At 72.3% G+C, this 25558-nt stretch carries 22 protein-coding genes; 13 read left to right on the top strand and 9 right to left on the bottom strand.

What is annotated here, in order from left to right; all coding sequences use genetic code 11:
* Nucleotides 1-249 precede the first annotated feature (249 nt).
* The 6 genes from ACFYNP_RS00435 to ACFYNP_RS00410 are packed head-to-tail and all read right to left on the bottom strand — an operon-like array spanning nt 250 to nt 5598.
* Complete coding sequence (locus ACFYNP_RS00435) at nt 250-1527, bottom strand: cytochrome P450 (RefSeq protein ID WP_388414499.1); 1278 nt, start codon at nt 1525-1527, stop codon at nt 250-252.
* A complete protein-coding gene (locus tag ACFYNP_RS00430) occupies nt 1524-2753 on the bottom strand; it encodes a cytochrome P450 (RefSeq protein ID WP_388781187.1) in 1230 nt (409 codons plus the stop codon). Before ACFYNP_RS00430 ends, ACFYNP_RS00435 begins: the two co-directional genes overlap by 4 nt.
* On the bottom strand, nt 2750-3349 hold the full coding sequence (locus ACFYNP_RS00425; protein WP_388414493.1) for an ATP/GTP-binding protein: 600 nt from the start codon (nt 3347-3349) through the stop codon (nt 2750-2752). Before ACFYNP_RS00425 ends, ACFYNP_RS00430 begins: the two co-directional genes overlap by 4 nt.
* Entirely contained in the window at nt 3330-3677 is a 348-nt protein-coding gene (locus ACFYNP_RS00420) for a DUF742 domain-containing protein (protein ID WP_100573912.1), read from the bottom strand. Before ACFYNP_RS00420 ends, ACFYNP_RS00425 begins: the two co-directional genes overlap by 20 nt.
* Complete coding sequence (locus ACFYNP_RS00415) at nt 3674-4075, bottom strand: roadblock/LC7 domain-containing protein (protein ID WP_388414490.1); 402 nt, start codon at nt 4073-4075, stop codon at nt 3674-3676. Before ACFYNP_RS00415 ends, ACFYNP_RS00420 begins: the two co-directional genes overlap by 4 nt.
* Nucleotides 4072-5598 (bottom strand): sensor histidine kinase, encoded by a 1527-nt coding sequence (locus ACFYNP_RS00410; RefSeq protein WP_388781185.1) that lies wholly within the window; start codon nt 5596-5598, stop codon nt 4072-4074. The genes ACFYNP_RS00415 and ACFYNP_RS00410 overlap by 4 nt, the downstream gene beginning before the upstream one ends.
* A gap of 239 nt (nt 5599-5837) precedes the next feature.
* Here ACFYNP_RS00410 and ACFYNP_RS00405 point away from each other — a divergent pair, with 239 nt between their 5' ends.
* Both ACFYNP_RS00405 and ACFYNP_RS00400 read left to right on the top strand, forming a co-directional pair.
* Nucleotides 5838-8852, top strand: coding sequence for an FAD-binding and (Fe-S)-binding domain-containing protein (locus ACFYNP_RS00405; RefSeq protein WP_388781183.1), 3015 nt, complete (start codon nt 5838-5840; stop codon nt 8850-8852).
* A gap of 171 nt (nt 8853-9023) precedes the next feature.
* Nucleotides 9024-9974: a DMT family transporter gene (locus ACFYNP_RS00400; RefSeq protein WP_388781181.1), complete on the top strand. Its 951-nt coding sequence runs from the start codon at nt 9024-9026 to the stop codon at nt 9972-9974.
* A gap of 738 nt (nt 9975-10712) precedes the next feature.
* Here the strand turns inward: ACFYNP_RS00400 and ACFYNP_RS00395 are convergent.
* Entirely contained in the window at nt 10713-11414 is a 702-nt protein-coding gene (locus ACFYNP_RS00395) for a DUF4232 domain-containing protein (protein WP_388781179.1), read from the bottom strand.
* Nucleotides 11415-11845: 431 nt separating this feature from the next.
* Between ACFYNP_RS00395 and ACFYNP_RS00390 the strand changes: the two genes are divergently transcribed.
* The 8 genes from ACFYNP_RS00390 (at nt 11846) to ACFYNP_RS00355 (ending at nt 22645) form a co-directional block, all read left to right on the top strand.
* Entirely contained in the window at nt 11846-12670 is an 825-nt protein-coding gene (locus ACFYNP_RS00390) for a TIGR03084 family metal-binding protein (protein ID WP_388414478.1), read from the top strand.
* On the top strand, nt 12667-14379 hold the full coding sequence (locus tag ACFYNP_RS00385) for an acyclic terpene utilization AtuA family protein (protein WP_388781177.1): 1713 nt from the start codon (nt 12667-12669) through the stop codon (nt 14377-14379). The genes ACFYNP_RS00390 and ACFYNP_RS00385 overlap by 4 nt, the downstream gene beginning before the upstream one ends.
* Before the next feature lie 493 nt (nt 14380-14872).
* Nucleotides 14873-16474 carry an acyl-CoA carboxylase subunit beta gene (locus ACFYNP_RS00380; protein ID WP_388781175.1) on the top strand — a complete coding sequence of 534 codons (1602 nt, stop codon included), beginning with the start codon at nt 14873-14875 and terminating at the stop codon, nt 16472-16474.
* A gap of 47 nt (nt 16475-16521) precedes the next feature.
* Nucleotides 16522-18432 (top strand): acetyl/propionyl/methylcrotonyl-CoA carboxylase subunit alpha, encoded by a 1911-nt coding sequence (locus ACFYNP_RS00375; RefSeq protein ID WP_388782192.1) that lies wholly within the window; start codon nt 16522-16524, stop codon nt 18430-18432.
* Complete coding sequence (locus tag ACFYNP_RS00370; RefSeq protein ID WP_388414470.1) at nt 18429-19562, top strand: acyl-CoA dehydrogenase family protein; 1134 nt, start codon at nt 18429-18431, stop codon at nt 19560-19562. Before ACFYNP_RS00375 ends, ACFYNP_RS00370 begins: the two co-directional genes overlap by 4 nt.
* A gap of 104 nt (nt 19563-19666) precedes the next feature.
* Nucleotides 19667-21298, top strand: a complete 1632-nt coding sequence (locus tag ACFYNP_RS00365; protein ID WP_388781173.1) for a 4-coumarate--CoA ligase family protein — start codon at nt 19667-19669, stop codon at nt 21296-21298.
* Between the two features lie 37 nt (nt 21299-21335).
* On the top strand, nt 21336-22070 hold the full coding sequence (locus tag ACFYNP_RS00360; RefSeq protein WP_388781171.1) for an enoyl-CoA hydratase family protein: 735 nt from the start codon (nt 21336-21338) through the stop codon (nt 22068-22070).
* Nucleotides 22058-22645, top strand: coding sequence for a TetR/AcrR family transcriptional regulator (locus ACFYNP_RS00355; protein WP_388414464.1), 588 nt, complete (start codon nt 22058-22060; stop codon nt 22643-22645). Before ACFYNP_RS00360 ends, ACFYNP_RS00355 begins: the two co-directional genes overlap by 13 nt.
* Nucleotides 22646-22805: 160 nt before the next feature.
* On the opposite strand, the gene ACFYNP_RS00350 is transcribed toward ACFYNP_RS00355, so the two are convergent.
* A complete protein-coding gene (locus ACFYNP_RS00350; RefSeq protein ID WP_388414461.1) occupies nt 22806-23216 on the bottom strand; it encodes a rodlin in 411 nt (136 codons plus the stop codon).
* A 159-nt stretch (nt 23217-23375) separates the two neighbouring features.
* Here ACFYNP_RS00350 and ACFYNP_RS00345 point away from each other — a divergent pair, with 159 nt between their 5' ends.
* On the top strand, nt 23376-23570 hold the full coding sequence (locus tag ACFYNP_RS00345) for a hypothetical protein (RefSeq protein WP_388414459.1): 195 nt from the start codon (nt 23376-23378) through the stop codon (nt 23568-23570).
* 150 nt (nt 23571-23720) lie between these two features.
* On the opposite strand, the gene ACFYNP_RS00340 is transcribed toward ACFYNP_RS00345, so the two are convergent.
* Nucleotides 23721-24134, bottom strand: coding sequence for a rodlin (locus tag ACFYNP_RS00340; RefSeq protein ID WP_388414456.1), 414 nt, complete (start codon nt 24132-24134; stop codon nt 23721-23723).
* A gap of 344 nt (nt 24135-24478) precedes the next feature.
* Between ACFYNP_RS00340 and ACFYNP_RS00335 the strand changes: the two genes are divergently transcribed.
* Together ACFYNP_RS00335 and ACFYNP_RS00330 are read left to right on the top strand one after the other, a co-directional pair.
* A complete protein-coding gene (locus tag ACFYNP_RS00335) occupies nt 24479-24892 on the top strand; it encodes a rodlin (protein ID WP_388414453.1) in 414 nt (137 codons plus the stop codon).
* A 301-nt stretch (nt 24893-25193) separates the two neighbouring features.
* The gene (locus ACFYNP_RS00330; RefSeq protein WP_100574269.1) at nt 25194-25421 is read left to right on the top strand and encodes a chaplin; all 228 of its coding nucleotides are present in this window, start codon (nt 25194-25196) and stop codon (nt 25419-25421) included.
* Nucleotides 25422-25558: the final 137 nt, after the last annotated feature.

The raw sequence follows: 25558 nt of genomic DNA, 5'->3' as shown, positions 1-25558 counted from the left end.
GCTACGACAGGGCCCGGGGGCGAGCCCGCGGGGGCATTCCCGGGCACCCCAGGGCCCCGGGGTGTCCCCGAGCACCAAGCACCCGCGCACAAGGCACCCGAGCACAAGGCACCCGCGCACAAGGCACCCCGACCCACCCCAGCCCACCCGGGCACCAAGGCACCCCGAACCACCCCAGCCCACCCCAGCCCACCCCAGCGGGGGCTCAACCCAGCCCACCCCACCCGGCGCGGCGCAACCCGGTGGGGATCAGGTCAGTCGGACCGGGAGGTCGAAGAGGTCGTTCTGGGTGACTATCGGCTTGTTGCGGAGGGCGGATCGCGGGACCGCCAACGCCAGGGAGGGGAAGCGGGCGTACAGGGCCGGCAGCGCCACCCCCGCCTCCAGGCGGGACAGCGCCGCGCCGGGGCAGACGTGCGGGCCGTGGCCGAAGGAGATGTGGCGGTTCGGCGTGCGGGTCACGTCGAAGTCCCCCGCCGTCGCGCCGTGCTGCGCCTCGTCACGGCCGATCGCCCCGAAGGAGACGATCAGCGCCTCACCCGCCGGCAGCACCCGGTCCCCGACCACGACGTCCTCCGTCGCGAAGCGGAACAGGACGTGCGAGGTCGGCGTCGACCACCGCAGCGTCTCCTCGATGACGTTCTCCCACGGCACCGCCCCGTCGAGCACCAGCTTGCGCTGCTCGGGGTGCGTCTCCAGGGCCACCACCGCGTTCACGATGAGACTGATCGTGGTCTCGTGCCCCGCCGCGATCATCAGCTGGAGGGTGTTGGTGATCTCCTCCGTGCTGAGGTGGTCGCCGTCCTCGGAGGCGGCGAGCAGCGCGCTCGTCAGGTCGTCGCCCGGCTCCCGCCGCTTGGACTCGACGATCCCCGCGAACAGCTCCCCGAGGTCCGCCATCATCTGCGGCACCTCCTCCGGCGGAGTCTGCGTGGAGAAGAACTTCTCGAACAGGGACTTCAGGCGCGGATGGTCGGCCGCGTCCACACCCATCAGCTCGCTGACCACGTTCATGGGCAGGGGGTAGGCGAACTCGGCCTTCAGGTCGACGACTTCACCCTCGGGCAGGGCCGCGAGCCGGTCCAGCATCGACGTCGTCAGCGTCTCGATGCCGGCCCGCAGCCGCTCGACCCGGCGCACGGTCAGCGCCTGCGCGACCAGCGCGCGCAGGCGGCGGTGCTCCTCACCGTCCACCGTGAGCATCGAGCGGCCCGGGTTGGCGAGCCCGATCAGCGGCCAGTCCAGCGGGATCTCGCCGCGCCGCCACGCACCCCACACGTCGATGTCCTTGACCAGACGCGGGTCGGTCAGGAGCTTGCGGGCCTCCGCGTGGTGCGTCACCGAGTAGCAGGCCACCCCGCCCGGCAGCACGACCCGTACCAGCGGACCGGCCGCGCGCAGCGCCGCGCTCTCGGCGTCGAGGTCGGCGACGAACGGGTCGAGGGCGATGGCACCGCTGTGGTCCACGGGGCACTGCGACGGACCGCTGGTTGGACTGCTCGTCCGGCTGCTCGGCTGGCTGCTCATCTGACTGCTCCAAGGGCAGGAGTGGGTGTGAACGACACGGGAAGCTCGGTGAGGCCCCGCAGCCACGGGGACGGGCGACGGGTCAACTCCGCGGCGGAGGAGGCGAGATCGACGTCCGGCAGCCGGTCGAGCAGCACCTCGATTCCGGTCCGCGCGATGACCTCGGCGACCTCCTGCGCGGGGAAGGGGCAGCGGTGCTCGCCGTGCCCGAAGGAGAAGAACGCGCTGTTGCCGCCCGTCAACGCGCCTGCCTCGGTGCGTACTTGGGGATCGCCGTTGGCCGCGGCGAGGCCGAGCAGGAGCAGATCGCCGGCCCGGATGTGCCGGCCGCCCAGGCGGGTGTCGCGGGCGGCCCAGCGGCCCGCCACGTTCTGCGTCGGCGTGTCCTCCCACAGCACCTCGTTCATCGCCTCGCCGACGCTGTGCCGCCCGCCCGCGAGCGAGGCCGCGAACCGGTCGTCGGTGAGCATCAGACGCAGCGAGTTGCCGATCCAGTCGGCGGTGGGCTGGTGGCCGGCGGCCATCATCACCATCAGGTCCTGGCCGATCTCCTCGACGGTGAAGCCGTACGGGTTGGCGAGCATCCGGGACGCCACGTCCTCGCCCGGCTCGACCTGCTTGGCGGTCAGCAGCGCGTACATCGACTCGGCGAGGTGGCGCTGGCCCTCCAGCGCGCCCTCCCGGCCGTTGATCATGTCGTTCATCGCGGTGACCAGGCCGGGACCCTGCTCGTCGGCGAACCCGTAGAGCCGGGCCAGGACCCGTACCGGCAGGAGCATCGCGTACTGGCCGACGATGTCGCAGCTCCCCGCGCCGCACAGCGCGTCGATCAGCTCGTCCGCGAACCGCTCGGCGTGGGCGCGCAGTTCGAAGGGGTCGACGGCCTCCAGGGCGTCGGAGACCATCGCCGCCCGCTCGCGGTGGCGCTCGCCGACCGTGTACAGGATCGACGGCTGCTTGCGGCCGATCATCGGCAGCAGCGGCCAGTCGGCCGGGATGCGGTCCCACTGGTTCCACAGGTCGGAGTCGCGCGAGAACAGCGCGGGGTCGCTGGTGACCTGGTGCAGTTCGCGATAGCCGAGCACCAGCCAGGCCGGCACGTCGCCGTCCAGGACCACGGGTGCCACGGCACCGTGGTCGCGCCGCATGTCGCGGTACAGCTCGTTCGGCTCGGTCTGGAACCGGGGGCCGCTCAGCGGGACGGGAGCGGGGATGGGGCACGTCACGGTATGAGCTCCGGTGCTTGTCGCAGGCGTGCGAGGTGTTCCACGAGGGCGATCAGGACGGTCTTGCTGGACTGGCGGGCGCGCGCGTCGCAGCGCAGCAGCGGCACCTCGGCCGGCAGGTCGAGCGCCTCGCGGACCTGGGCCTCGGTGTGCGCGGGCCCGCCGAAGTCGTTGCACGCCACGACGAACGGCGTCCCGTGGTGCTCCAGGCGGTCGATGGCGTACCAGGAGTCCGCCAGGCGCCGGGTGTCGACGAGGACGACCGCGCCGAGCGTGCCCGCGAACAGGCGGTCCCACAGGAACCAGAAGCGCTCCTGGCCGGGCGCGCCGAACAGGTACAGGACGTTGTGCGCGTCCAGGGTGATGCGGCCGAAGTCGAAGGCGACGGTGGTCGCCGTCTTCGTACGGACGCCGTCGAGGTCGTCCACCGCCTCGCCCGCCTTGGTCATGGTCTCCTCGGTGTTCAGCGGACGTATCTCGCTGACCGAGCGCACCATGGTCGTCTTTCCGACGCCGAAACCACCGACGACCACGATTTTCAGGCCGTTGTCGGCGGTCCCCGCGAGAGCGGGCCGTTCAGAGATTTCGGAGGCCAACGAGCACCTGCTCCAGGATGTCGGGGTCGGGAAGGCGGTGGGCGGAGCGCGGGTGGCGGGCGCTGATGCGGCCCGTGTCGTGCAGGTCGGCGAGCAGGATGCGGACCACCGTGACGGGCAGGCCGAGCTCGGCGGCGATCTCCACGACCGCGGTCGGGAAGCGGCACATGCGCAGGATCGCCGCGTGCTCGGACTGCATGCCCGGTGCCGGTTCCGACTCGGTGACCACCAGGGTGACCAGGTCGAAGGCGTCCGAGCCGGAGCGGCTGCGCCCGCCGGTGAGGGTGTAGAGCCGGTCCGGCGAGTCGTCCCGGCCCGGCCGGCTCATGCCCGCGGCTCGGCGCTGAGGTATTCGCCGAGCTGTTCCACCAGCTCGGACATGTTGTGCCCGACGAGCCCGGCGTCCGCGTCCTCGGCGGCGACCACCGCGAGGTGCGCGCCCTCGCCGGCCTCGACGATGAACAGGATGCCGCCGTAGAACTCGGTCATCGCGGAGCGCACCCCGCCGCTGCCGTCGCCGAACTCCATGGACGCCCCGTGCGACAGGCTCTGGATGCCCGCGGCGATCGCGGCCAGCTGGTCGGCCTGGTCGACGGAGAGCTCCGGTGTGCGGCACAGCTTGAGGCCGTCACGGGACAGGACGAGCGCGTGGCGGGCCCCGGGAGTGCGCTGGAGCAGGTTCTCCAGGAGCCAGTTGAGCTTCTCGTCGGTGGTGGTGCCGGTCATTCGGAGGTGCCTTCCGGGGTGGGGGAGTTCGCGCGTACGGCCTGGCGGAAGCTGCTGAAGCGGGCGGCCGCGTCCGAGGCCGCGGTCGTGGCGCGGGCCGGGGCCGCCGGGGCGTCCGGGCCCTCGGGGTGGGCTGCGGCGAGCGCTCGGCCGCGCTTGCGCTTGGGCAGCCCGCTCTCGCCGAACTGCGGGAATTCCCCGCTGGTTTCACTGCCGGTGGCCGATCCCGTGGCCGATCCCGTGGCCGATCCGGTGGCCGATCGGGTGGTGGCAGGGGCAGGGGCAGGGGCAGGGGCGGGGGCGGGGCGGGCGATGCCGGAAGCGGGCTCGGCGGCCGGTTCGTGAGCGGCCTCCGGCTCCCTGTCCTGCGCGGATGCCCGGGTCGCTGCCGCGGCCGGGGTCCTGGACTCCGCCGTGGCGGGCTCCGCGGGCAACAGGTCCTGCGGTACGTCGAGGGCGGGCGCGAGCGGGGGCGTGGCAGGCGTGGCGGCGACATGGGTGACCAGCTCGTGCGGGAGCAGCATCAGGGCGCCGGTACCGCCGCGCGCGGAGGGCCGGAACGACACCGTCAGGCCGTGCTTGCGGGCCAGCCGGCCGACGACCGCGAGGCCGAGCCGGGTCCCGGAGAGCCCGGCGAGGTCCGAAAGCCGTCCGGAGACGGCCTGTTCGGCCCGGCGCAGCTGGACGTCGCTCATGACCAGGCCGCTGTCCTCGACGGTGATGATGACCCCGGCCGGGACCTCCTCCACATACACGTGGACCTCGGCGGTCGGCGGCGAGAAGTTGGCGGCGTTGTCGAGGAGTTCGGCGAGCGCGTGCATGACGCCCTCGGCCGCGTGCCCGGCCACGGCCGCGTCACTGGTGGAGTGCAGCCGGACCCGCTGGTAGCCGCCGATGCGGCCCATGGCGCCGCGCAGGATGGACTCCATGACGATGGGCCGGGCCCAGCGGCGGCCCGAACGCGCGCCGGTGAGCACGGCGATGGAGTCCGCGAGGCGGCCCGCCTGCGCGGTGCGGTGGTCCAGGTGCAGCAGGTCGCCGAGCACCTCCTCGTCCGCGTGCCGGTGCTCCATGTCGCGCAGGTCGGCGAGCATGCCGGTGGCCAGCGCCTGCATGCGGCCGGCCGCGTTCGCGGTGGCCGCGAGGGCAGCGGCACGCGCGGACTCGGCGCGGCGCAGCTCGGCGGTGTGGGCGGCGATCAGGGCCTTGCGGTCCGCGGCGTGGGCCGCGTCCAGGCGCACCGCGTCGGCGCTGCGCCGGGCGGCGTTGGCCTCCTGCGCGCTGATCTGGGCGTTCAGCGCGGCGAGGCGTTCACGCAGGACGCGGTTGCGCAGCACGCTGTGCGTCACGGCGTACGCGCCGGCGCTCAGCAGGGCCGCGGCGATGCCGAGGCTCCAGCCGAGTACGGCACGGGAGCCCGGCTCGGCCGAGACCACCGCCACCGTGCAGAACGCGCCGGTGACCACCGCGGTGATCAGCAGGGCCAGCGCGGAGGGGCGAACGGGGGAGGGCGACGCCGTCATCGATCAATGCCTTACAGCGCTTATGGCGGGCGAAAGGGAAGGGGCCGTTCCTGACTCACAGGGAACGAGGGGCAACTATAGGAGAGTTGGTGATCGATTTGGATAGTTCTTGGTGAACATTCCCGCACATTGGGACCGTTGACCAGTCGCATTCAGGTCATCATGGCTGTTTCAGGACATGCGCTCGGTGGCGTGGTGGCACCCCCGCAACAGGTGCGGACAAGGGCATCCTGGGCCCCATGGCAGATGCTGCGAACACCGCGAGGGGCCAGGGTCCGAAGCCGCGGGGCGAACGCGACCGGAGGCTTTCGCGCGCACGCGAGGGGGAGCTTTCGCGGGAGCTGGAGCGGGAGTTGTCGCGGGTGGTACGGGGCCGGGTGGACCTCGGCGTCACCGCCCGCGCCCTCACGACGATGGACGCCTCGAACTACCGCAGGGTGCCGATCGGCGTGGTCGCCCCGCGCGACGCCGACGACGTGGCGGCGGTCCTCGGCGTCTGCCGTACGTACGGGGTGCCGGTCGTGCCGCGCGGCGGCGGCACCTCGATCGCGGGCCAGGCCACCGGAGCCGGGATCGTGCTCGACTTCACCCGTCACATGCGCTCGCTCGTCTCGGTCGACGCCGGGGCCCGAACGGCCGTGGTGCAGCCGGGGGTTGTCCTGGACGTCGTGCGCGACGCGGTCGCGCCGTACGGTCTCACCTTCGGGCCCGACCCCTCGACGCACAGCCGCTGCACGCTCGGCGGGATGATCGGCAACAACGCGTGCGGGGCGCATTCGGTGGCGTGGGGGACGACGGCGGACAACGTCCGCGATCTGACGGTCGTGGGCGCCGGGGGCGAGCGCCACTACCTGACGCGGGGCTGGCAGCGATCGACCTCGCCTGTTGGACTGCGCGATTTCGTCAGCCGTCAGCTGTCAGCCCTGCGCACCGGCTACCCCCAGGACCTCCCGCGCCGCATCTCCGGCTACGCCATGGACGCCCTGCTCCCCGAGCGCGGGCCGGACCTGGCCAGGGCGTTCTGCGGCAGTGAGGGCACGCTCGGCGTGGTCACCGAGGCGACCGTACGCCTGGTGGAAGCTCCGCCCGCCCGCGCCCTGGCCGTGCTCGGCTACGCCGATGAGAGCGCGGCCGCCGAAGCGGCCCCCGCCCTGCTTCCGCACGGCCCGCTGACCGTGGAGGGCATGGCCGCCGATCTCGTACGGGTACGGGAACGTGCTGGGGCGGGGCTGCCGCGTGGCGGGGCGTGGCTGTTCGTCGAGGCCGGCGGGGCGAACGAGGCCGAAGCGCGGTCGCGGGCAGGGGAGTTGGCCCGAGCGGGGGGCCCGCTCGACTCCCTCGTGGTGAGCGAACCGGCCGGGATGCGCGCGCTGTGGCGGATCCGCGAGGACGCGGCGGGCACCGCGACCCGGCTGCCCGACGGCACCGAGGCGTGGCCCGGCTGGGAGGACTGCGCGGTCCCACCCGCCCAACTGGGGCCGTACCTGCGGGAGTTCCGTGCGCTGCTGACCTCCTACGGCCTGCGCGGCGCACCGTACGGGCACTTCGGCGACGGCTGCATCCACGTCCGCATCGACTTCGACCTGCTCACCCCCGCCGGGATCGGGCGCTTCCGCGCGTTCTCCGAGGACCTGGCCGACCTGGTGGTCGCCCACGGCGGATCGCTGAGCGGCGAGCACGGCGACGGGCAGGCGCGGGCGGAGCTGCTGCCGAAGATGTACGGGTCCGAACTGGTGGGCCTGTTCGGTGAGTTCAAGGACCTCTGGGACCCGGACGGAATCCTGAACCCCGGCATCCTGGCCCGCCCGGCCCGGCTCGACGAGAACCTGCGCTTCGAGGTGCTGCCGAGGCGTCCGGTGGACGTGGAGTTCGGCTACCCGGACGACGGCGGCGACTTCTCGGCGGCGGTCCGCAGATGTGTCGGGGTCGCCAAATGCCGTACAGCGCAGGTCGGTTCGCGAGAGGTGATGTGCCCGTCCTTCCGGGCGACCGGCGAGGAGGAGCATTCGACGCGGGGGCGGGCGCGGCTGCTCCACGAGATGCTGGCGGGCGAGGTGGTCACGGACGGCTGGCGCTCGGGCGAGGTGCGGGACGCGCTCGATCTGTGTCTGTCCTGCAAGGGCTGCCGGAGCGACTGCCCGGTGGGTGTGGACATGGCCACGTACAAGGCGGAGTTCCTGCACCACCACTATGCCGGCCGCCGGCGTCCGGCCGCGCACTACGCCCTGGGCCGGCTCCCCGAGTGGTTGCGGCTCGCCGCCCCGCTGGCACGTCCGCTGAACGCGGCGGCCCGGTTCCGTCCGCTCGCGGCGCTGGCGAAGCGGGTTGCCGGGATCGCCCCGGAGCGGACGATTCCGCCGCTGCCGCCGCGTACGTTGCTGCGCGGGCTGCGCTCGGCACTGGGTGGGTCGCGGGTCGAGGCGCAGGGTGGGCCGGCGGTGATCCTGTGGCCGGACACGTTCACCAACCACCTTTCCCCGGAGGTGGGGCGGGCGGCACTGCGCGTGCTGGCGGACGCGGGGATCGGGGCGGAGCTTCCGGCGGGGCGGGTCTGCTGCGGTCTCACCTATGTGTCCACCGGACAGCTGGACCGCGCGAAGGTGGTGCTGCACCACACTCTGGAAACGATCGAGCCCTATCTGGGCGCGGGGAGCGGGACGGATCCAGGCGCGGGGAAGGGGACGGATCCGGGCGCGGGGAGCGGGACGGATCTGGGTGCCGGGGAGGGGACGGACCGTCCTGTGCTCGTACTGGAGCCGAGCTGTGCGGCCGCCCTGCGCACGGACCTGCCGGAGCTGCTCCCCGACGACCCCCGTGCGGCCCGCCTCGCCGCGTCCGTCCGTACCTTCGCCGAGGTGCTGGAGGAGTGTGCGCCCCATTGGAGTCCGCCGCGTCTGGACCGGCCCGTGGCCGGGCAGACCCACTGCCACCAGCACGCGGTTCTGGGGGATGCCGCCGAGCGCCGGCTGCGCGAGAAGGCGGGCCTGGCGGGCGAGCTGAGCGGCGGGTGCTGCGGGCTCGCGGGGAACTTCGGGTTCGAGCGGGGGCACTGGGAGGTGTCGCTGGCCTGCGCGGAGGACCAACTGCTTCCGTCGGTGCGGGCCGCCGCCCCCGGCACGGAGATCCTGGCCGACGGCTATTCCTGCCGTACGCAGCTGGCCCAGCTGGCGGGCCGGCGGGCAAGGCATCTGGCGGAGGTGCTCGCGGAAGGGCTCGGGGCGGGGCGCGGGGCGGGGCCGGACGCCGTGGGGTGAGGGGTACTGGGCGGGGGTGCCGCTTACGCGACGCGCTTACATTGGATGGAGGGAGTCATTCCGCGCGCCGTCGAAAAGGTGGTTGCGGCGTGAGGCGTGGGTGCAGAATACTGAATCTCCAAGTCCAGTGTAGTGAACTAGCCCTCTGTGGGCTGATTGAGGTGATTGCCGGTGGATCCGGTCCAGGGTGCGGGCGTGGCGGAGCCGGTCGCGGCGGCCGCCGTTGCCGTACCGGAGGCTGCCGGTGCGCTGAAGGGGCCGGGCCGGGGCGGGCGCCGGGCGGCGTTCGGGCCGGTGGCGCTGGTGGTCGCCGGCGGCATCTCCGTGCAGTTCGGCGCCGCCGTGGCCGTGACGCTGATGCCGAGGGCGGGGGCGGCCGGGGTCGTCACGCTGCGGCTCGTCGCGGCGGCGGTCGTGCTGATGCTGGTGTGCCGTCCGAAGCTGCGGGGGCATTCGCGGGCGGACTGGGGCACGGTCGTCGCGTTCGGGGTGGCGATGGCGGGCATGAACGGGCTCTTCTACCAGGCCGTCGACCGGATCCCGCTCGGCGTCGCGGTCACCCTTGAGGTGCTCGGTCCGCTGTCCCTGTCGGTGTTCGCGTCCAGGCGCCTGGTGAACGTCCTGTGGGCCGCGCTCGCGCTGGCCGGCGTGGTGCTGCTCGGCGGGGGCGGCTTCCAGAGCCTGGACGCGGTGCGGGCGGCGTACGCACTCGGGGCCGGCGCGTGCTGGGCGGTGTACATCCTGTTCAGCGCGCGTACGGGCCGGAGGTTCCCGCAGGCCGACGGGCTCGCCCTCGCGATGGCGGTGGCGGCGGTCCTGTTCCTGCCGATCGGCATCGCGCAGGCCGGGGGCAAGCTCCTGGTCCCCTCCACGATGGCGCTGGGCGCGGCCGTGGCGATCCTGTCCTCGGTGCTGCCCTACACCCTGGAACTCCTGGCCCTGCGCCGCCTGCCCGCGTCGACCTTCGCGATCCTGATGAGCCTGGAGCCGGCGATCGCGGCGACGGCGGGCTTCCTCATCCTGAGCCAGGCGCTGTCCTGGCCGCAGGCGCTGGCGATCGGGCTGGTGATCGGGGCGAGTATGGGGGCGGTGCGGACTCAGATTCGGGCGGTTTCGGGTTAGCTCGGGGTGCGGCGGGGTGGCTCCCTTGCCGGAGGGGGTTCTCGGTGGGGGGTGCGTGGGCTCGGCTCTGGGGGTTTGCCCGCCCTCCCGCCCGTGCGGCGGGGTTGATGGGTTCGGGCCCTGGGGCTGTGCCCCAGACCCCTGCGGGGGCTCTGCCCCCTGCACCCCCGGGGGGTTTGCCCACCCGCCCGCCCGTGCGGCGGGGTTGATGGGTTCCGGCCCCTGGGGCTGTGCCCCAGACCCCCTGCGGGGGCTCTGCCCCCTGCGCCCCCTGGGGGTTTGCCCGCCCGCCCGTGCGGCGGGGTTGATGGGTTCGGGCCCTGGGGTTGTGCCCCAGACCCCCTGCGGGGGCTCTGCCCCCTGCACCCCCTGGGGGTTTGCCCGCCCGCCCGTGCGGCGGGGTTGATGGGTTCGGGCCCTGGGGCTGTGCCCCAGACCCCCTGCGGGGGCTCTGCCCCCTGCACCCCCTGGGGGTTTGCCCGCCCGCCCGTGCGGCGGGGTTGAAGGGTTCGGGCCCTGGGGCTGCGCCCCAGACCCCCTTGAGGGGCTTCGCCCCTCGGACCCCGCCGGGGGCTCCGCCCCCCCGCACCCCCGCCGGGGGCTCCGCCCCCCGTCCCCCACCCGGGCCCCGCCCCCAAACACAAGGGCGGGGGCTGCGCCCCCCTGTGGCTCAGCCCCCGCCTGGCCCCGGGCCGCGCCGAGCGGCGCGGGCCGGGGCCGTTCGGGCGGTGTTCGGGGTCAGCTCGCGCCGCCCTGGCCCGCGCTGCCGATGGGGCCGACCTTGACCGGGGTGGCGCCGGTCTCGGTGATGGGGAGCGAGGACGCGCCCGGCCAGGGCAGGCTGGCGGTCTTCGTCTCTCCGGGCGGGGTCACGAGGAGGCCCGTGATGCGGATGCCGGAGCCGCCCGTGTCGTTGGACGGGTAGGTGACGCCGAAGAAGACGGACTTGCCGTTCTTCAGGGTGTAGGGAGTGGCCGGCTCGCCCGTCCGCTTGGCCGAGATGGTGCCCGAGTTGGTCTTCAGGTCGACGCCCGCGAATCCGGACACCGTGCAGTCGTGGCCGCTGGTGTTGGTGAACTCCACGGCCACGGTGCGTTCCTTGTCGCCGCCGACCGTCGCGTCCGCCGCCGTGATGTTCAGGTCGTTCGTGCGGCACTTGCCGCCGCTTCCCTTGGCGCTTCCGGACCCGCTGGAGCCGGTTCCGGCCGACGTGCCCTTGCCGCCCGTCCCGCCGGTGCCCTTGCCGCTGCCCTGGTCCGAGCCCGTACCCGAACCGGTGCTCGCGTTCGCGCCCGTCGAGCTCGAACCGCCGCCCGAGGAGGCCGCGTTGGAGGCTGCGGAGTCGCTCGGCGCGGGAGAGCCGTCGTCGCTCTGGCAGGCCGTGAGCGAGAGCCCCGCGGCAACGGCCAGGGCGGCGAAGGTGAGCTTGCGAACGCGCATCGATTCGTCCTCAGTATCGGTTGGCTGTACGGGCCGCTCGGTCCGGGTCGGTACCAGCGAGCGCTTGTGCCCAACAGGACCACACGGCCCGGCGAACCGTTCCTCCCGACCGCCGCCCAAGACATTCCTGTTACATGCACAGGTGCCTCACAGGCGCCGTTCCGCCGCCGTTCTCCCTGCTGGTCACCGCCGTGGTGCCCCGCCGCGGCCCGGTCGGGGTGGTGGTTTCCGCCTTCCCCCGTCGCCAACTCCTCGTCCGTGGAGGCTGGGACAGAGCCGTAACCCGGTCGATCTTGACGGTGGGCGGACCGTCCTGTCCGCGGCCGAAAATACATGCAAGCACGCTTGCTTGTTTCATGGCCGGCTGCCATGCTCCGGGACACAGCCGCTGTCCGCTGTCCGCTGTTCGCCGTCCCGGAGGGGAGCGCACCGTGTCCGAACCGGCCGGTCCAACCGCCGCCGTACCAGCCGTACTTGACGATCTGCGGGCCGAAGGCGGCGAACTCGACGTTCTCATCGGCGAGTTGAGTCCCGCACAGTGGGCCACGCCCACTGCCGCGCCGGGCTGGACCATTGCCCATCAGATCGCCCACCTCGCGTGGACCGATACCGCCGCCCTGCTCTCCGTCACCGATCCCGACGCCTTCGCCGACGAGGTCGAGAAGGCCGTCGCCTCGCCGGACACCTTCGTCGACGACGGGGCCGAGGCGGGCGCCCTGCTGCCGCCCGCCGAACTGCTCTCCTGGTGGCGGGACAGCCGCGTACAGCTCCAGGACGCGCTGCGGGCGGCCCCCGCGGGGGCGCGGTTTCCCTGGTACGGGCCGCCCATGTCGACCGCGTCGATGGCGACCGGACGCCTGATGGAGACCTGGGCGCACGGCCAGGACGTCTTCGACGCCCTCGGTCGCACCCGCCGCCCCACCGAACGGCTCCGCCACGTCGCCCGCATCGGCGTGCGGGCCCGCGACTACGCCTTCTCCGTACGGGGGTTGACGCCCCCGGCCGAGGAATTCCGGGTCGAGCTCACCGCGCCGGACGGCGAGGGCCTGTGGGCGTACGGACCGGAGAACGCCCAACAGCGCGTCAGCGGTGCGGCGTTGGAGTTCTGCCTCCTCGTCACCCAGCGGCTGCACCGCGACGACACCTCCGTACGTGCCGAGGGCCCGGACGCCGACCGGTGGCTCGACATCGCCCAGGCCTTCGCGGGCCCCGCCGGACCCGGCCGCCCGCCCCGGTCGACCCGGGACGCCCGATGACCGAGGGCGCGCCCGGCGGGCGAATACTGCGGATCGGCAACGCGTCCGGCTTCTACGGCGACCGGTTCGACGCTTTGCGCGACATGCTGACCGGCGGCCCCCTCGACGTCCTGACCGGTGACTATCTCGCCGAACTCACCCTGCTCATCCTCGGCCGCGACCGATTGCGCGACCCGCGGCTCGGCTACGCCAAGACGTTCCTGCGGCAGCTGGAGGAGTGCCTCGGGCTCGCCCAAGAGGGCGGGGTGCGGATCGTCACCAACGCCGGAGGGCTCAACCCGGCCGGACTGGCAGCGGAAATAAGGGAGTTGGGTACGCGTGTGGGCGTGCCGGTACGCGTCGCGCACGTCGAGGGGGACGCGCTGCCACTGCCCGAGGGTGCGCTGACCGCCAACGCCTACCTCGGCGGCGCCGGGATCGCGGCCTGTCTGCGCGGCGGGGCCGAGGTCGTCGTCACCGGTCGGGTCACGGACGCGGCCCTGGTCACCGGGCCCGCCGCGTGGTGGTTCGGCTGGGGGCCCGAGGAGTACGACGCGCTCGCGGGCGCGGTCGTCGCGGGGCACGTCCTGGAGTGCGGTACGCAGGCGACCGGCGGCAACTACGCCTTCTTCGCCGAGGAGCCGCGCCGTGATCTGACCCGCCCCGGCTTCCCCCTCGCCGAGATCCATGCCGACGGCACGTCCGTCATCACCAAGCACCCCGGCACGGGTGGCTTCGTCGACACCGGGACGGTCACGGCCCAGCTCCTCTACGAGACGTCCGGCGCGCGGTATGCCGGGCCGGACGTCACCGCGCGGCTCGACACGGTACGGCTCGCCCCGGACGGGCCCGACCGGGTGCGCATCAGCGGGGTGCGGGGCGAGGCGCCGCCGCCCACCCTCAAGGCGGGCATCAGCCGCATAGGCGGTTGGCGCAACGAGGTCGTGTTCGTGCTCACCGGGCTCGACATCGAGGCGAAGGCCGACCTGGTCCGGGCGCAAGTGGAGGACGCCTTCGTGCGCGCCAAGTCGCGCCCTGAGGCGGTGAGTTGGGAACTGTCGCGTACGGATCGCGCCGACGCTCCGAGCGAGGAGTGCGCGAGCGCGTTGCTGCGGCTCGTCGTGCGGGACGCGCGTCCCGAGGCGGTGGGCCGGGTGGTCAGCGGTGCCGCGATCGAGCTGGCGCTGGGCAGCTACCCCGGGTTCCATGTGACGGCCCCGCCGTCGAAGGGGGCGCCGTACGGGGTCTTCGAGGCCGAGTACGTGGACGCGGGGGCGGTTGAGCAGGTGGCCGTACTCCCGGACGGCGTAAGGGAGTTGGTGCCGCCCGCAGCCCGTACCGCCCCGCTCGGCCCGGTCCCGGAACCGGCCCTTCCCCCGTTCGACGCCTCGGGGCCCACGCGGCGGGTGCCGTTGGGGGCGGTCGTGGGGGCTCGGAGCGGGGACAAGGGCGGGGACGTGAACGTGGGGGTGTGGGCGAGGTCGGACGCGGCGTGGGCGTGGCTGGCCCATGCGCTCACCGTCGACACCGTGCGCAAACTGCTGCCCGAAGCAAGGGACTTGGCGGTCACTCGGCATGTTCTGCCGAATCTGCGGGCGTTGAACTTCGTGGTGGAGGGGTTGCTGGGGGAGGGGGTCGCCTCGCAGGCGCGGTTCGATCCTCAGGGGAAGGGGGTGGGGGAGTGGTTGCGGGGGCGGATGGTCGCGGTGCCGGTGGATCTGCTGGAGTGAGATCCCCCCGCCCCGCCCCGCCCCTTCCCGCTGTGGCACGCTGCGCCTCCGCCGCGCGGCCTCCGGGGTGTGGGGGTAGGTGAGCCGCCTCCCGGGGATGCGCCCCGGGCCCCGTATCGCGCCTGAACGGCGCTCGTCCTCCAACGTCTCCGAGGCCTCAAGGGCCGGGGGACCGCGTGGCGGGCTGAAAAGGCCCCCATGCGGGCCCGGCCAGGGCTTTCAGGGAAGGGGCTGTCACCTGTGCGGCTCCGCCGCGTGGGCGCGACCAGCCCCGCACGGCCCGCACCCCACCCGCACGGCCCGCACCCCACCCGCACCACGGCTCCCCGCACCCCACCCGCACCACGGCTCCCCGCACCCCACCCGCACCACGGCTCCCCGCACCCCACCCGCACCACGGCTCCCCGCACCCACTCAGCACCCCGCACCCAACGCGCACCACGGCCCCCCGTACCCCGCCCGCGCCACGGCACCCCACCCCCCAAGGAGCCTCATGCCCACCCTCCCCACCACCCTCGACCCCGCCACCCCCGAATACCGGCAGGCCACCGCCGCCATGCGCGGCAAGCTCGCCGAGCTGGAGGAGGAGCACGCCAAGGCCCTCGCGGGGGGTGGTGAGAAGTACACCGAACGGCACCGGCGGCGCGGCAAGCTGCTGCCCCGCGAGCGCATCGAGCTGCTGCTCGACGAGGACACCCCCTTCCTGGAGCTGTCCCCGCTCGCGGCCTGGGGCAGCGACTACCCCGTGGGCGCCTCGATGGTGACCGGCATCGGCACCGTCGAGGGCGTCGAGTGCCTGATCACCGCCAACGACCCGACCGTCCGCGGCGGCGCCTCCAACCCCTGGACGCTCAAGAAGGCCCTGCGCGCCAACGAGATCGCGTACACCAACCGCCTCCCGTGCATCAGCCTCGTCGAGTCCGGCGGCGCCGATCTCCCCTCACAGAAGGAGATCTTCATTCCGGGCGGTGCGATCTTCCGGGACATCACCCGGCTGTCCGCCGCCGGGATCCCCACCATCGCCGTCGTCTTCGGCAACTCGACGGCCGGTGGCGCGTACGTCCCCGGCATGTCGGACCACACGGTGATGATCCGGGAGCGGAGCAAGGTGTTCCTCGGCGGTCCGCCGCTGGTCAAGATGGCGACGGGGGAGGAGAGCGACGACGAGTCGCTCGGCGGCGCCGAGATGCATGCCCGCACCTCCGGTCTCGCCGACCACTTCGCCGTCGACGAACAGGACGCGATCCGCCAGGCCCGCCGCATCGTCGCCCGCCTCAACCACCGCAAGGCACACCCGGATCCGGCCCATCGCGCCGAGCCGCCCCAGTACGACGAGGAGGAACTGCTCGGCATCGTCCCCGAGGACCTGAAGACGCCGTTCGACCCGCGCGAGGTCATCGCCCGCATCGTCGACGGCTCCGACTTCGACGAGTTCAAGCCGCTGTACGGGACGAGCCTGGTGACCGGCTGGGCCGAGCTGCACGGCTATCCCGTCGGGATCCTCGCCAACGCGCAGGGCGTGCTGTTCTCCGCCGAGTCGCAGAAGGCGGCCCAGTTCATCCAGCTCGCCAACCAGCGTGACATCCCGCTCCTGTTCCTCCACAACACCACCGGCTACATGGTCGGCAGGGAGTACGAGCAGGGCGGCATCATCAAACACGGCGCGATGATGATCAACGCGGTGTCCAACTCCAGGGTGCCGCATCTGTCCGTGCTGATCGGGGCCTCCTACGGGGCCGGGCACTACGGGATGTGCGGACGGGCCTACGAGCCCCGCTTCCTGTTCGCCTGGCCCAGCGCCAAGTCGGCCGTGATGGGGCCGCAGCAGCTCGCGGGCGTCCTGTCGATCGTGGCCCGGGCCTCCGCGCAGGCCAAGGGGCAGCCGTACGACGACGAGGCGGACGCCGGTCTGCGCGCGATGGTGGAGCAGCAGATCGAGGCCGAGTCGCTGCCGATGTTCCTGTCCGGGCGGCTGTACGACGACGGGGTCATCGACCCCCGTGACACCAGGACCGTCCTGGGCCTGTGCCTGTCGGCGATCCACACCGCTCCCGTCGAAGGCGCCCGTGGCGGCTTCGGCATCTTCCGGATGTGAGGGCCATGACCGAGAAGCCGGACACCGCCACCGACCCCTCGCGGACCATGATCGGGTCAGTGCTTGTCGCCAACCGGGGCGAGATAGCCTGCCGTGTCTTCCGCACCTGCCGTGAGCTGGGCATCGCCACGGTCGCCGTGTTCTCGGACGCGGACGCGGGCGCCCTGCACGTACGGGAGGCGGACACCGCCGTACGGCTGCCGGGGGCCACGCCCGCCGAGACGTATCTGCGCGGGGACCTCATCGTGAAGGCCGCGCTCGCCGCCGGCGCCGACGCGGTGCATCCCGGGTACGGCTTCCTCTCCGAGAACGCCGATTTCGCCCGGGCGGTCACCGGCGCCGGTCTGGTCTGGATCGGGCCGCCGCCCGAGGCCATCGAGGCGATGGCGTCCAAGACCCGCGCCAAGGAACTCATGGGTCTCCCGCCCCTGAAGCTCGCCGATGTCACCGTGGCCGACCTCCCGCTGCTGATCAAGGCCACGGCGGGAGGCGGCGGGCGCGGCATGCGGGTCGTGCGTCAACTGGACGACCTAAAAGCGCAGTTGACGGCCGCCCGTGCCGAGGCGCTCAGTGCCTTCGGGGACGGGGACGTGTTCGTCGAGCCGTACATCGAGGGCGGGCGCCACGTCGAGGTGCAGATCCTCGCCGACGCCCACGGCACGATCTGGGTCCTCGGCACCCGCGACTGTTCGCTCCAGCGCCGCCACCAGAAGGTCGTCGAGGAGGCTCCGGCGCCCGGGCTCGGCCCCGAGGTGGCCGAGGAACTGCACGCCCTGGCGCTGCGGGCCGCGCGGGCCACCGACTACCGGGGGGCCGGGACCGTCGAGTTCCTGGTCGCCGACGGCAGGGCCCACTTCCTGGAGATGAACACCCGCCTCCAGGTCGAACACCCCGTCACCGAGGCCGTGTTCGGCCTCGACCTCGTCGCCCTCCAGCTCCGCGTCGCCGAGGGCGAGGCACTCGCGCCCGAACCGCCCGCCCCGCGGGGCCACGCCATCGAGGCCCGCCTCTACGCCGAGGACCCGGCCGCCGGCTGGGCCCCGCAGATCGGCACGATCCATCAACTGGTGGTCGACGGCGTGCGGTTGGACCGGGGGTACGCGGCCGGCGACACCGTCGGCGTGCAGTACGACCCCCTGCTCGCGAAGGCCGTCGCCCATGCCCCCACGCGCGCCGAAGCGGTCCGCAAGCTGGCCCGCGCCCTCGAACGTGCCCGCATCCACGGCCCGGCCACCAACCGCGACCTGCTCGTACGCTCCCTGCGCCACCCCGACTTCGCGGACTTCGGCGGCCGGCCCGACGGCGCCGGCCTGGGCGCCGCCCGCCTGGACACCGGCTTCTACGACCGCAACCTCCCCGGTCTCACCGCCCCGCTGCCCGGCGCGCAGTACGCGGCCCTCGCCGCGGCGCTGGCGGACGCGGCGGCGCGGGGCGGCCGGTTCGATGGCGCTTGGCGCAATGTGCCGTCGCAGCCGCAGGTCAAACGGTACGGCGAGCACCAGGTCCGCTACCGGCTCACCCGGCGCGGCCTCGAAGCCGACGGCTGTCGGCAGGTGCGGCTCGAAGCCGCCGAACCCGGGCGCGTACGCCTCGAAATCGACGGCGTGATACGGGAGTTCGCCGTATCGCGGTACGGCGACACGGTCTACGTCGACACCGCCTCCGGCTGCCACGCCCTCACCGCCCACCCCCGTTTCACCGACCCCAGCGACGTGGTCGCACCCGGCTCGCTGCTCGCCCCCATGCCGGGGGTCGTCGTGCGGGTCGCCGACGGGGTCGAGGAGGGCTGCCGCGTCCGCGCGGGACAGCCGCTGCTCTGGCTGGAGGCCATGAAGATGGAGCACCGCGTCGTCGCTCCGGCCTCCGGCACGCTCACCGCGCTCCACGCCGCCCCCGGCCGCCAGGTCGAGGTCGGTGCCCTGCTCGCCGTTGTCGCATCGGAGGACGAAGAAGCATGAGCGGTGTCATCGAAAGCCAGGAGAACAAGGACCTGCGGGCGGCCGTCGCCGCGCTCGGCACCCGGCACGGCCGCGGCTTCGACCGCGCGGCACTGTGGTCGGAGGCCGCCAAGCTGGGCTACCTCGGCGTCAACCTGCCCGAGGCGTACGGCGGCGGGGGCGGCGGCATGGCCGAACTCTCCATCGTTCTGGAGGAGTTGGGGGCGGCGGGCTGTCCGCTTCTGATGATGGTGGTCTCGCCCGCCATCTGCGGCACGGTCATCGCCCGCTTCGGCACCGAGGAGCAGAAGCGGACCTGGCTGCCGGGCCTCGCCGACGGCACGCTCACCATGGCGTTCGGCATCACCGAGCCCGACGCCGGCTCGAACTCGCACCGCATCACCACCACCGCCCGGCGCGACGGCGACGGCTGGATCCTGAGCGGCCGCAAGGTCTTCGTCTCCGGCGTCGACATAGCGGACGCGACCCTCATCGTCGGCCGCACCGAAGACGCGCGCACCGGCAGCCTCAAGCCCTGTCTCTTCATCGTCCCGCGCGACACCCCCGGCTTCCAGCGCTCGCGGATCGACATGGAACTCCAGGCCGCGGAGAAGCAGTTCGAGCTGGTCCTCGACGATGTGCGGCTGCCCGCCGAGTCCCTCGTCGGCGACGAGGACGCGGGCCTGCTCCAGCTGTTCGCGGGGCTCAACCCCGAGCGGATCATGACGGCCGCGTTCGCGATCGGCATGGGCCGCTACGCGCTGGCCAAGGCCGTCGACTACGCCACGACCCGGCAGGTGTGGAAGCTGCCCATCGGCGGCCACCAGGCCATCGCCCACCCGCTCGCCCAGGCCCACATCGAGCTGGAGCTGGCCCGCCTGATGATGCAGAAGGCGGCGGCGCTGTACGACGCGGGCGACGACATCGGGGCGGGCGAGGCCGCCAACATGGCCAAGTACGCGGCCGCCGAGGCCTGTGTGAAGGCCGTCGATCAGGCCGTCCACACCCTCGGCGGCAACGGCCTGACCCGCGAGTACGGGCTCGCCTCGCTCATCACGGCCGCCCGGGTGGCCAGGATCGCGCCGGTCAGCCGCGAGATGATCCTCAACTACGTGTCCCACCAGTCCCTGGGCCTGCCCAAGTCGTACTAGGCACACCGCGGGGTGCGTGCTGTCCCGCTCCCTCGCGGCGTCGGCGTACCGCTCGACGCGGTCGTCCTCGACAAGTCAGCCCAGCCGTACTAGGAGACCCCTCCATGGACTCCCCCGTCGTTCCCGCGCCCAGCGCGCCCCGCGTCTTCCACAGCGAGTACGCCGACGTCGCCGTCGTCGACGAGCCCATCCACGAGGCGGTCCTCGCCCGCTCGACCGCCGCCCACGCCGACACCGTCGCCCTCGTCGACGGAACGGACCGGAGCGGCACGACCGCCATCACCTACGGCCAACTCGACCTCTGGCACCGCGCGTTGGCGGGCGCGTTCGCCGCGTCCGGGCTGCGCAAGGGCGATGTGCTCGCCCTGCACAGCCCCAACTCGGTCCTCTATCCGGTGGTGTTCTACGGGGCGACCCGGGCCGGGGCCGCCGTCACCACCGTCCATCCGCTCAGCACGCCCGAGGAGTTCGCCAAGCAGCTCGGCGACTCGTCGGCACGCTGGATCGTGACCGTCTCCCCGCTCCTGGAGAGCGCCCGGCGCGCGGCCGAACTCGCCGGCGGTATACAGGAGATCTTCGTCTGCGACCGGGCCGAGGGCCACCGTTCCGTCGTCCACGACCTGCTGGGCGCCGATGCCCCCGAGCCGGCCGTGGCCTTCGACCCGGCCGAGGACATCGCCGTACTGCCCTACTCGTCGGGCACCACCGGCGTCCCCAAGGGCGTCATGCTCACCCACCGCAACATCGCCACCAACCTCGCCCAGCTCCACCCGCTGGTCCCGATGGTGCCCGGCGACCGCATCCTGGCCTTCCTGCCGTTCTTCCACATATACGGCATGACCGCTCTCATGAACGCGCCGCTGCGCTGCGGTGCCACCGTCGTGGTGCTGCCGCGCTTCGACCTCGACCAGTTCCTGGGCGCCATCGAGAAGCACCGCATCACCGGCCTGTACGTCGCCCCTCCCGTGGTGCTCGCCCTGGCCAAGCACCCGGCGGTCGCCCAGTACGACCTGTCGTCCCTGGAGTACATCGTCAGCGCCGCGGCCCCGCTCGACTCCCGTCTGGCAATGGCCTGTTCGGCCCGGCTCGGCCTGCCGCCGGTGCGCCAGGCGTACGGCATGACCGAGCTGTCACCCGCCACCCACACCGTCCCGCTGGCCACCCGCAACCCCCCGCCCGGCGCGGTCGGCAAGCTCCTGCCGTCCACCGAGATGCGCATCCTGCGCCTGGACGACCCGGCCCGCGACGCGGGGCCCGGCGAGGAGGGCGAGGTCGCGATCCGCGGCCCCCAGGTCATGAAGGGCTACCTCGGCCGGCCGGGGGAGACCGCCGGCATGATCGACGCGGACGGCTGGGTGCACACCGGCGACGTCGGCCGGGTGGACGAGGACGGCTGGCTGTACGTCGTCGACCGGGTCAAGGAACTCATCAAGTACAAGGGCTTCCAAGTGGCCCCCGCCGACCTGGAAGCGCTCCTGCTCACCCACCCCGCCATAGCGGACGCGGCCGTCATCGGCGTGTACGACGCGGACGGCAACGAGGTGCCCAAGGCCTTCGTCGTCCGCCAGGCGGGGGCGCCGGACCTGAACGCGGAGGAGGTGACGGCGTACGTCGCCGAACGCGTCGCCCCGCACAAGAAGGTGCGCCGGGTCGAGTTCGTCGAGACCGTGCCCCGGGCCGCGTCCGGCAAGATCCTGCGGCGTGAACTGCGACAGCGCGAGAAGGACCGGGCATGAACCGGCGCACCCGACGGCAGCGGTGGAAAGGACAGGCGTGACACTCATCCGGGAGGCCCACGAGCGGGGCATCACCACCCTCGCCCTCGACTCGCCCGCCAACCGCAACGCCCTGTCGGCGGCCCTGGTGGCCGAGCTCGGCGCGGCACTCGCGCGGTGCGCCGGCGATCCGGGCGTCCGGGCCGTGCTGCTCACCCACACCGGCAACACCTTCTGCGCGGGCGCCGACCTGAAGGCGCCGCCGGACCCGGCGGCCTTCGTCGCCCTGATGCGTACGGTGGTCGAGCTGCGCAAGCCGGTCGTGGCACGGGTGACGGGACACGTCCGCGCGGGCGGCCTCGGTCTGCTCGCGGCCTGCGACATCGCGGTCGCGGGGCCCGGCTCGTCGTACGCGTTCACCGAGGCGCGGCTCGGGCTCGCCCCGGCGGTGATCTCCATGCCGGTCCTGCCCCGCATGGATCCGCGCGCCGCGAGCCGCTACTACCTCACGGGCGAGCGGTTCGACGCGGCGGAGGCGGCCCGCACCGGGCTCGTGACGGTGGCCGCCGACGACGTGGACACGGCACTCGAACCGGTCCTCGACGGGCTGCGGCGGTCCTCGCCGGAGGGCCTGGCCGCATCGAAGGCTCTGGTCACGGCTACCGTGTCGGAGACCTTCGACCGCTGGTCGAAGGAGCTGACCGCGCGCTCGGCGTCCCTCTTCGCCTCCGCCGAGGCGCGGGAGGGAGTGACGGCCTTCCTCGAACGACGGGACCCCGCATGGGTGTTGTGACCCCACCGAAGACCCCGAAGCAGGACCGCAGCCGGGCCACCCGGCAGCGCCTGCTGGAAGCCGCCGTCTCGTGTCTGGCCGAGCACGGATGGGCGGGCTCGACGGTGTCCGTGGTCGCCGAGCGGGCCGGGGTCTCGCGGGGCGCGGCCCAGCACCACTTCCCGACCCGGGAGGACCTGTTCACGGCGGCGGTCGAATACGTCGCCGAGCAACGCTCCTTCGCGCTGCGGGCGTTGGACCGGAGCGACCGGCGGGAGGTCGTGGCCGGGCTCGTCGGCCTCTACACGGGCCCGCTGTTCCGGGCCGCGCTGCACCTGTGGGTGGCGGCCGCCAACGAGCCGCAGCTGCACGCCCGGGTGACCGACCTGGAGGCGAAGGTGGGCCGCGAATCGCACCGCATCGCGGTGGAACTCCTCGGCGCCGACGAGTCGGTGCCGGGCGTACGGGAGACGGTGCAGGGCTTCCTCGACATGGCCCGGGGCCTCGGCCTCGCGAATCTGCTCACCGATGACGCGGCCCGCCGGGAGCGGGTGGTGGCCCAATGGGCGGTGCTGCTGGACGAGGTGCTGGCCTGACGCGAACTGGGCTGCTGGACGGGCGTCGGCCTGACACGGCAGGACTGGTGGACGGGCGCCGGCCTGACACCGATTGGCCTGACACGGATCGGCCTCCTGACACGGCGAACGGCCGGCCCCGGGTGACCCGGGACCGGCCGTCGTTTCCGGCGGGTGGTGCTCAGCCGTTGCCGACACCGTTGCCGGACAGGACCGGGATGCTGTCCAGGATGTGCGAGAGCTGCCCGTCACCCGTGGCCTGGGTGGAGTTCTCGGTGCACTCCTGGTTCTGCTGGTTCGAGAGGATCGGCACGTCCTGCAGAACGGTGACCGGCACGAGACCCACGATGGAGGCGAGGTTGGCCTTGACCGGGACGCCGGCGCAGAGCTTGTTCAGGGAGCCGGAGACCAGGGTCATCTGGGGGCTCATGTCACCGTCGGTCTTCGCGTTGCCGAAGGCCTGCTCGCTGCCGTTGCCGCTGAGCGACGTCGTACCGGCGTCGTTCCCGATCGCCATCGCCTGCGGCGCGGCCATCATCGCGACACCGGAAACGGCTGCGGCGACGGCTGCGGCCGACCACAACTTCTGCATGTCTACTCCTGTTGGTCTGATTCCACTGACGGGGATCTGTGAAGAGAAACGGAAAGAATCTCTATTAAGTTGCGCCCTGTCCCCCGGACAGAGCATCGCGGAATTCAAATCCGCCCGGCCGTGGTATTAGGCAGTCACCACGACCGATGGTGAGGAAACATGACTGAGACGCAGGGTGCCTGGCGCCGGCAGACTTTCATCCCGATCACCCGTCGACGATTCGAGAGCGAGGCGGCGGCCGAACCCCTCTACGCGGGCCTGGTGCGTTCCTGGGCCGCAGAAGGGCGTACGGTGCCTGGCCGCCCCGACTGGGAATGGAACGAACTCGTCAACGGTTCCTGCTGGCCGGCATGAAAGCGGCCTTAATTGCGCCGCGCGGCACCAAGCACAAGCATGGAAAAAGGCCGGCTCGCCGGAATTCACCGGTGATCCGGCCGTTGTCAATCAGGATGCCGGACCGCCGAAGGGATTGACAGCGGTCCGGCTGTCCTGGGAACCCTGGTCTCAGTGGTTCGCGGCGCCGTTGCCGGACAGGACCGGGATGTTGTCCAGGATGTGCGAGAGCGGCCCGTCACCCGTGGCCTGGGTGGAGTTCTCGGTGCACTGCTGGTTCTGCTGGGTCGAGAGGACCGGCACGTCCTGCAGCACGGTGACCGGCACGAGACCCACGATGGAGGCGAGGTTGGCCTTGGCCGGCAGGGCGATGCAGGGCTTGTTGAACGAGCCCTGGATCAGGCCGATCTGCGGGCTCATGTTGCCGTACGTGGAGGAGTTCCCGTACGCCTGCATCGCGCCGTTGCCGCTGACCGAGCTGGTGCCGCCGCTATTGCCGATCGCCATCGCCTGGGGCGCCATCGCCGCGGTGGCGCCGACGACGGACACGCCGACGGCTGCTGCCGCCATAGCCTTCTTGATCACGACTGGTCCCTTTCTGGTGGATGCCCCGTACGGAGCCACCTGCCCAACCGGTCCCATGCTGGATTGGTTTCTGCCCTTCACTCTTTCGGCCGTACGAAAATGCGACCTTCCGGGTTCCTGCGGCGATTCCAGGCTGGGATTATATGGAGAACAGATCGCGGCTTTCAGGTGCTGCGTCCGGGGTGGCGTTCGGGACATTGTTCGGCATCCTGACGCCCCTTGCGGAACCGTTCGGGTGAAGCGCCGGAACCAAACCAGTGCGGCGAAGTTGACCAGGCAGTAGTACGGCGCAGTGGATAAGAGCGCGGTACTGCACGTGCTCTCCACCAAGAAAAGGGAAGACCATGCTCAAGAAGGTTATGGCCGCGTCCGCTGCCACCGTTTCGCTCGTCGGCGCCTCCGCCATGCTGGCCGCCCCGGCCATGGCCATCGGTGACCACGGCAGCACGACCTCGCTCAGCGGCAACGGCGCGAAGCAGGCCTTCGGCAACTCGAAGACCGACGGTGACATGAGCCCCCAGCTGTCCCTGGTCCAGGGCTCCCTGAACAAGCCCTGCCTCGGTGTTCCGGTCAAGGCCAACCTCGCCTCCATCGTGGGTCTCGTGCCGGTCACCGTTCTGCAGGACGTGCCGATCCTCTCGAACCAGCAGAACCAGCAGTGCACCGAGAACTCCACCCAGGCCACGGGTGACGGGCAGCTCTCGCACATCCTGGACAACATCCCGGTCCTGTCCGGCAACGGTGCCGCGAACGGCTGATCCCGTACGGAGCCGCTCGGGCTACCGCGGTCCCTTCGGGGGCGCGGTGGCCCGAGTTTTTTTGTGCCCCGGACGTTTCCGCGAATCTCCGAATCGGGGAAAGCGCGTAAGAGTGAAAGGCGTTACCTCCTGCCATTTGGGTGAGTAACTCGGCAGGGCACTTCCCCTTCGGTTTCCTTTGCCGGGATCAGTCGTTACCACGTTGTCAGCGGCTCCTTGGGCGAAAGCTCTGGCAACGCGCCGTGAGCAACGACTGGTTGCGCGACTTTTTGACTGAGGGAAGGAAACCCACGTGAAGTACATGAAGGCTGCGACGGTTCTGACCGGTCTGGTCATCGCCGCGGGTGGCGCGGCCGCCCCGGCGTTCGCGGACGCCGGCGCCGAGGGTGCGGCCGTCGGCAGCCCCGGTGTCCTGTCGGGCAACCTGCTCCAGGTCCCCGTCCACGTGCCGATCAACCTGTGCGGCAACACCGTCAACGTGATTGCGCTGCTGAACCCGGCGTTCGGCAACACCTGCATCAACAAGTGATGTAGCACCAGGACTCTCCACTCCGATTTTGGGGCGTGCCCTCCGCACGCCCCAAAATCGGTTTTCTCCGTTTTCCCTCAGCTTTTCCCTGCGACACGGAAGACAGCCCATTGCGCCAGGCCATCAGCAAGACCCTG

It is taken from the genome of Streptomyces sp. NPDC006691 (assembly GCF_042869955.1).
GTDB lineage: Bacteria > Actinomycetota > Actinomycetes > Streptomycetales > Streptomycetaceae > Streptomyces.
Note: the sequence above shows the minus strand (reverse complement) of the source record. Positions and strands in the feature narration are given on the sequence as shown.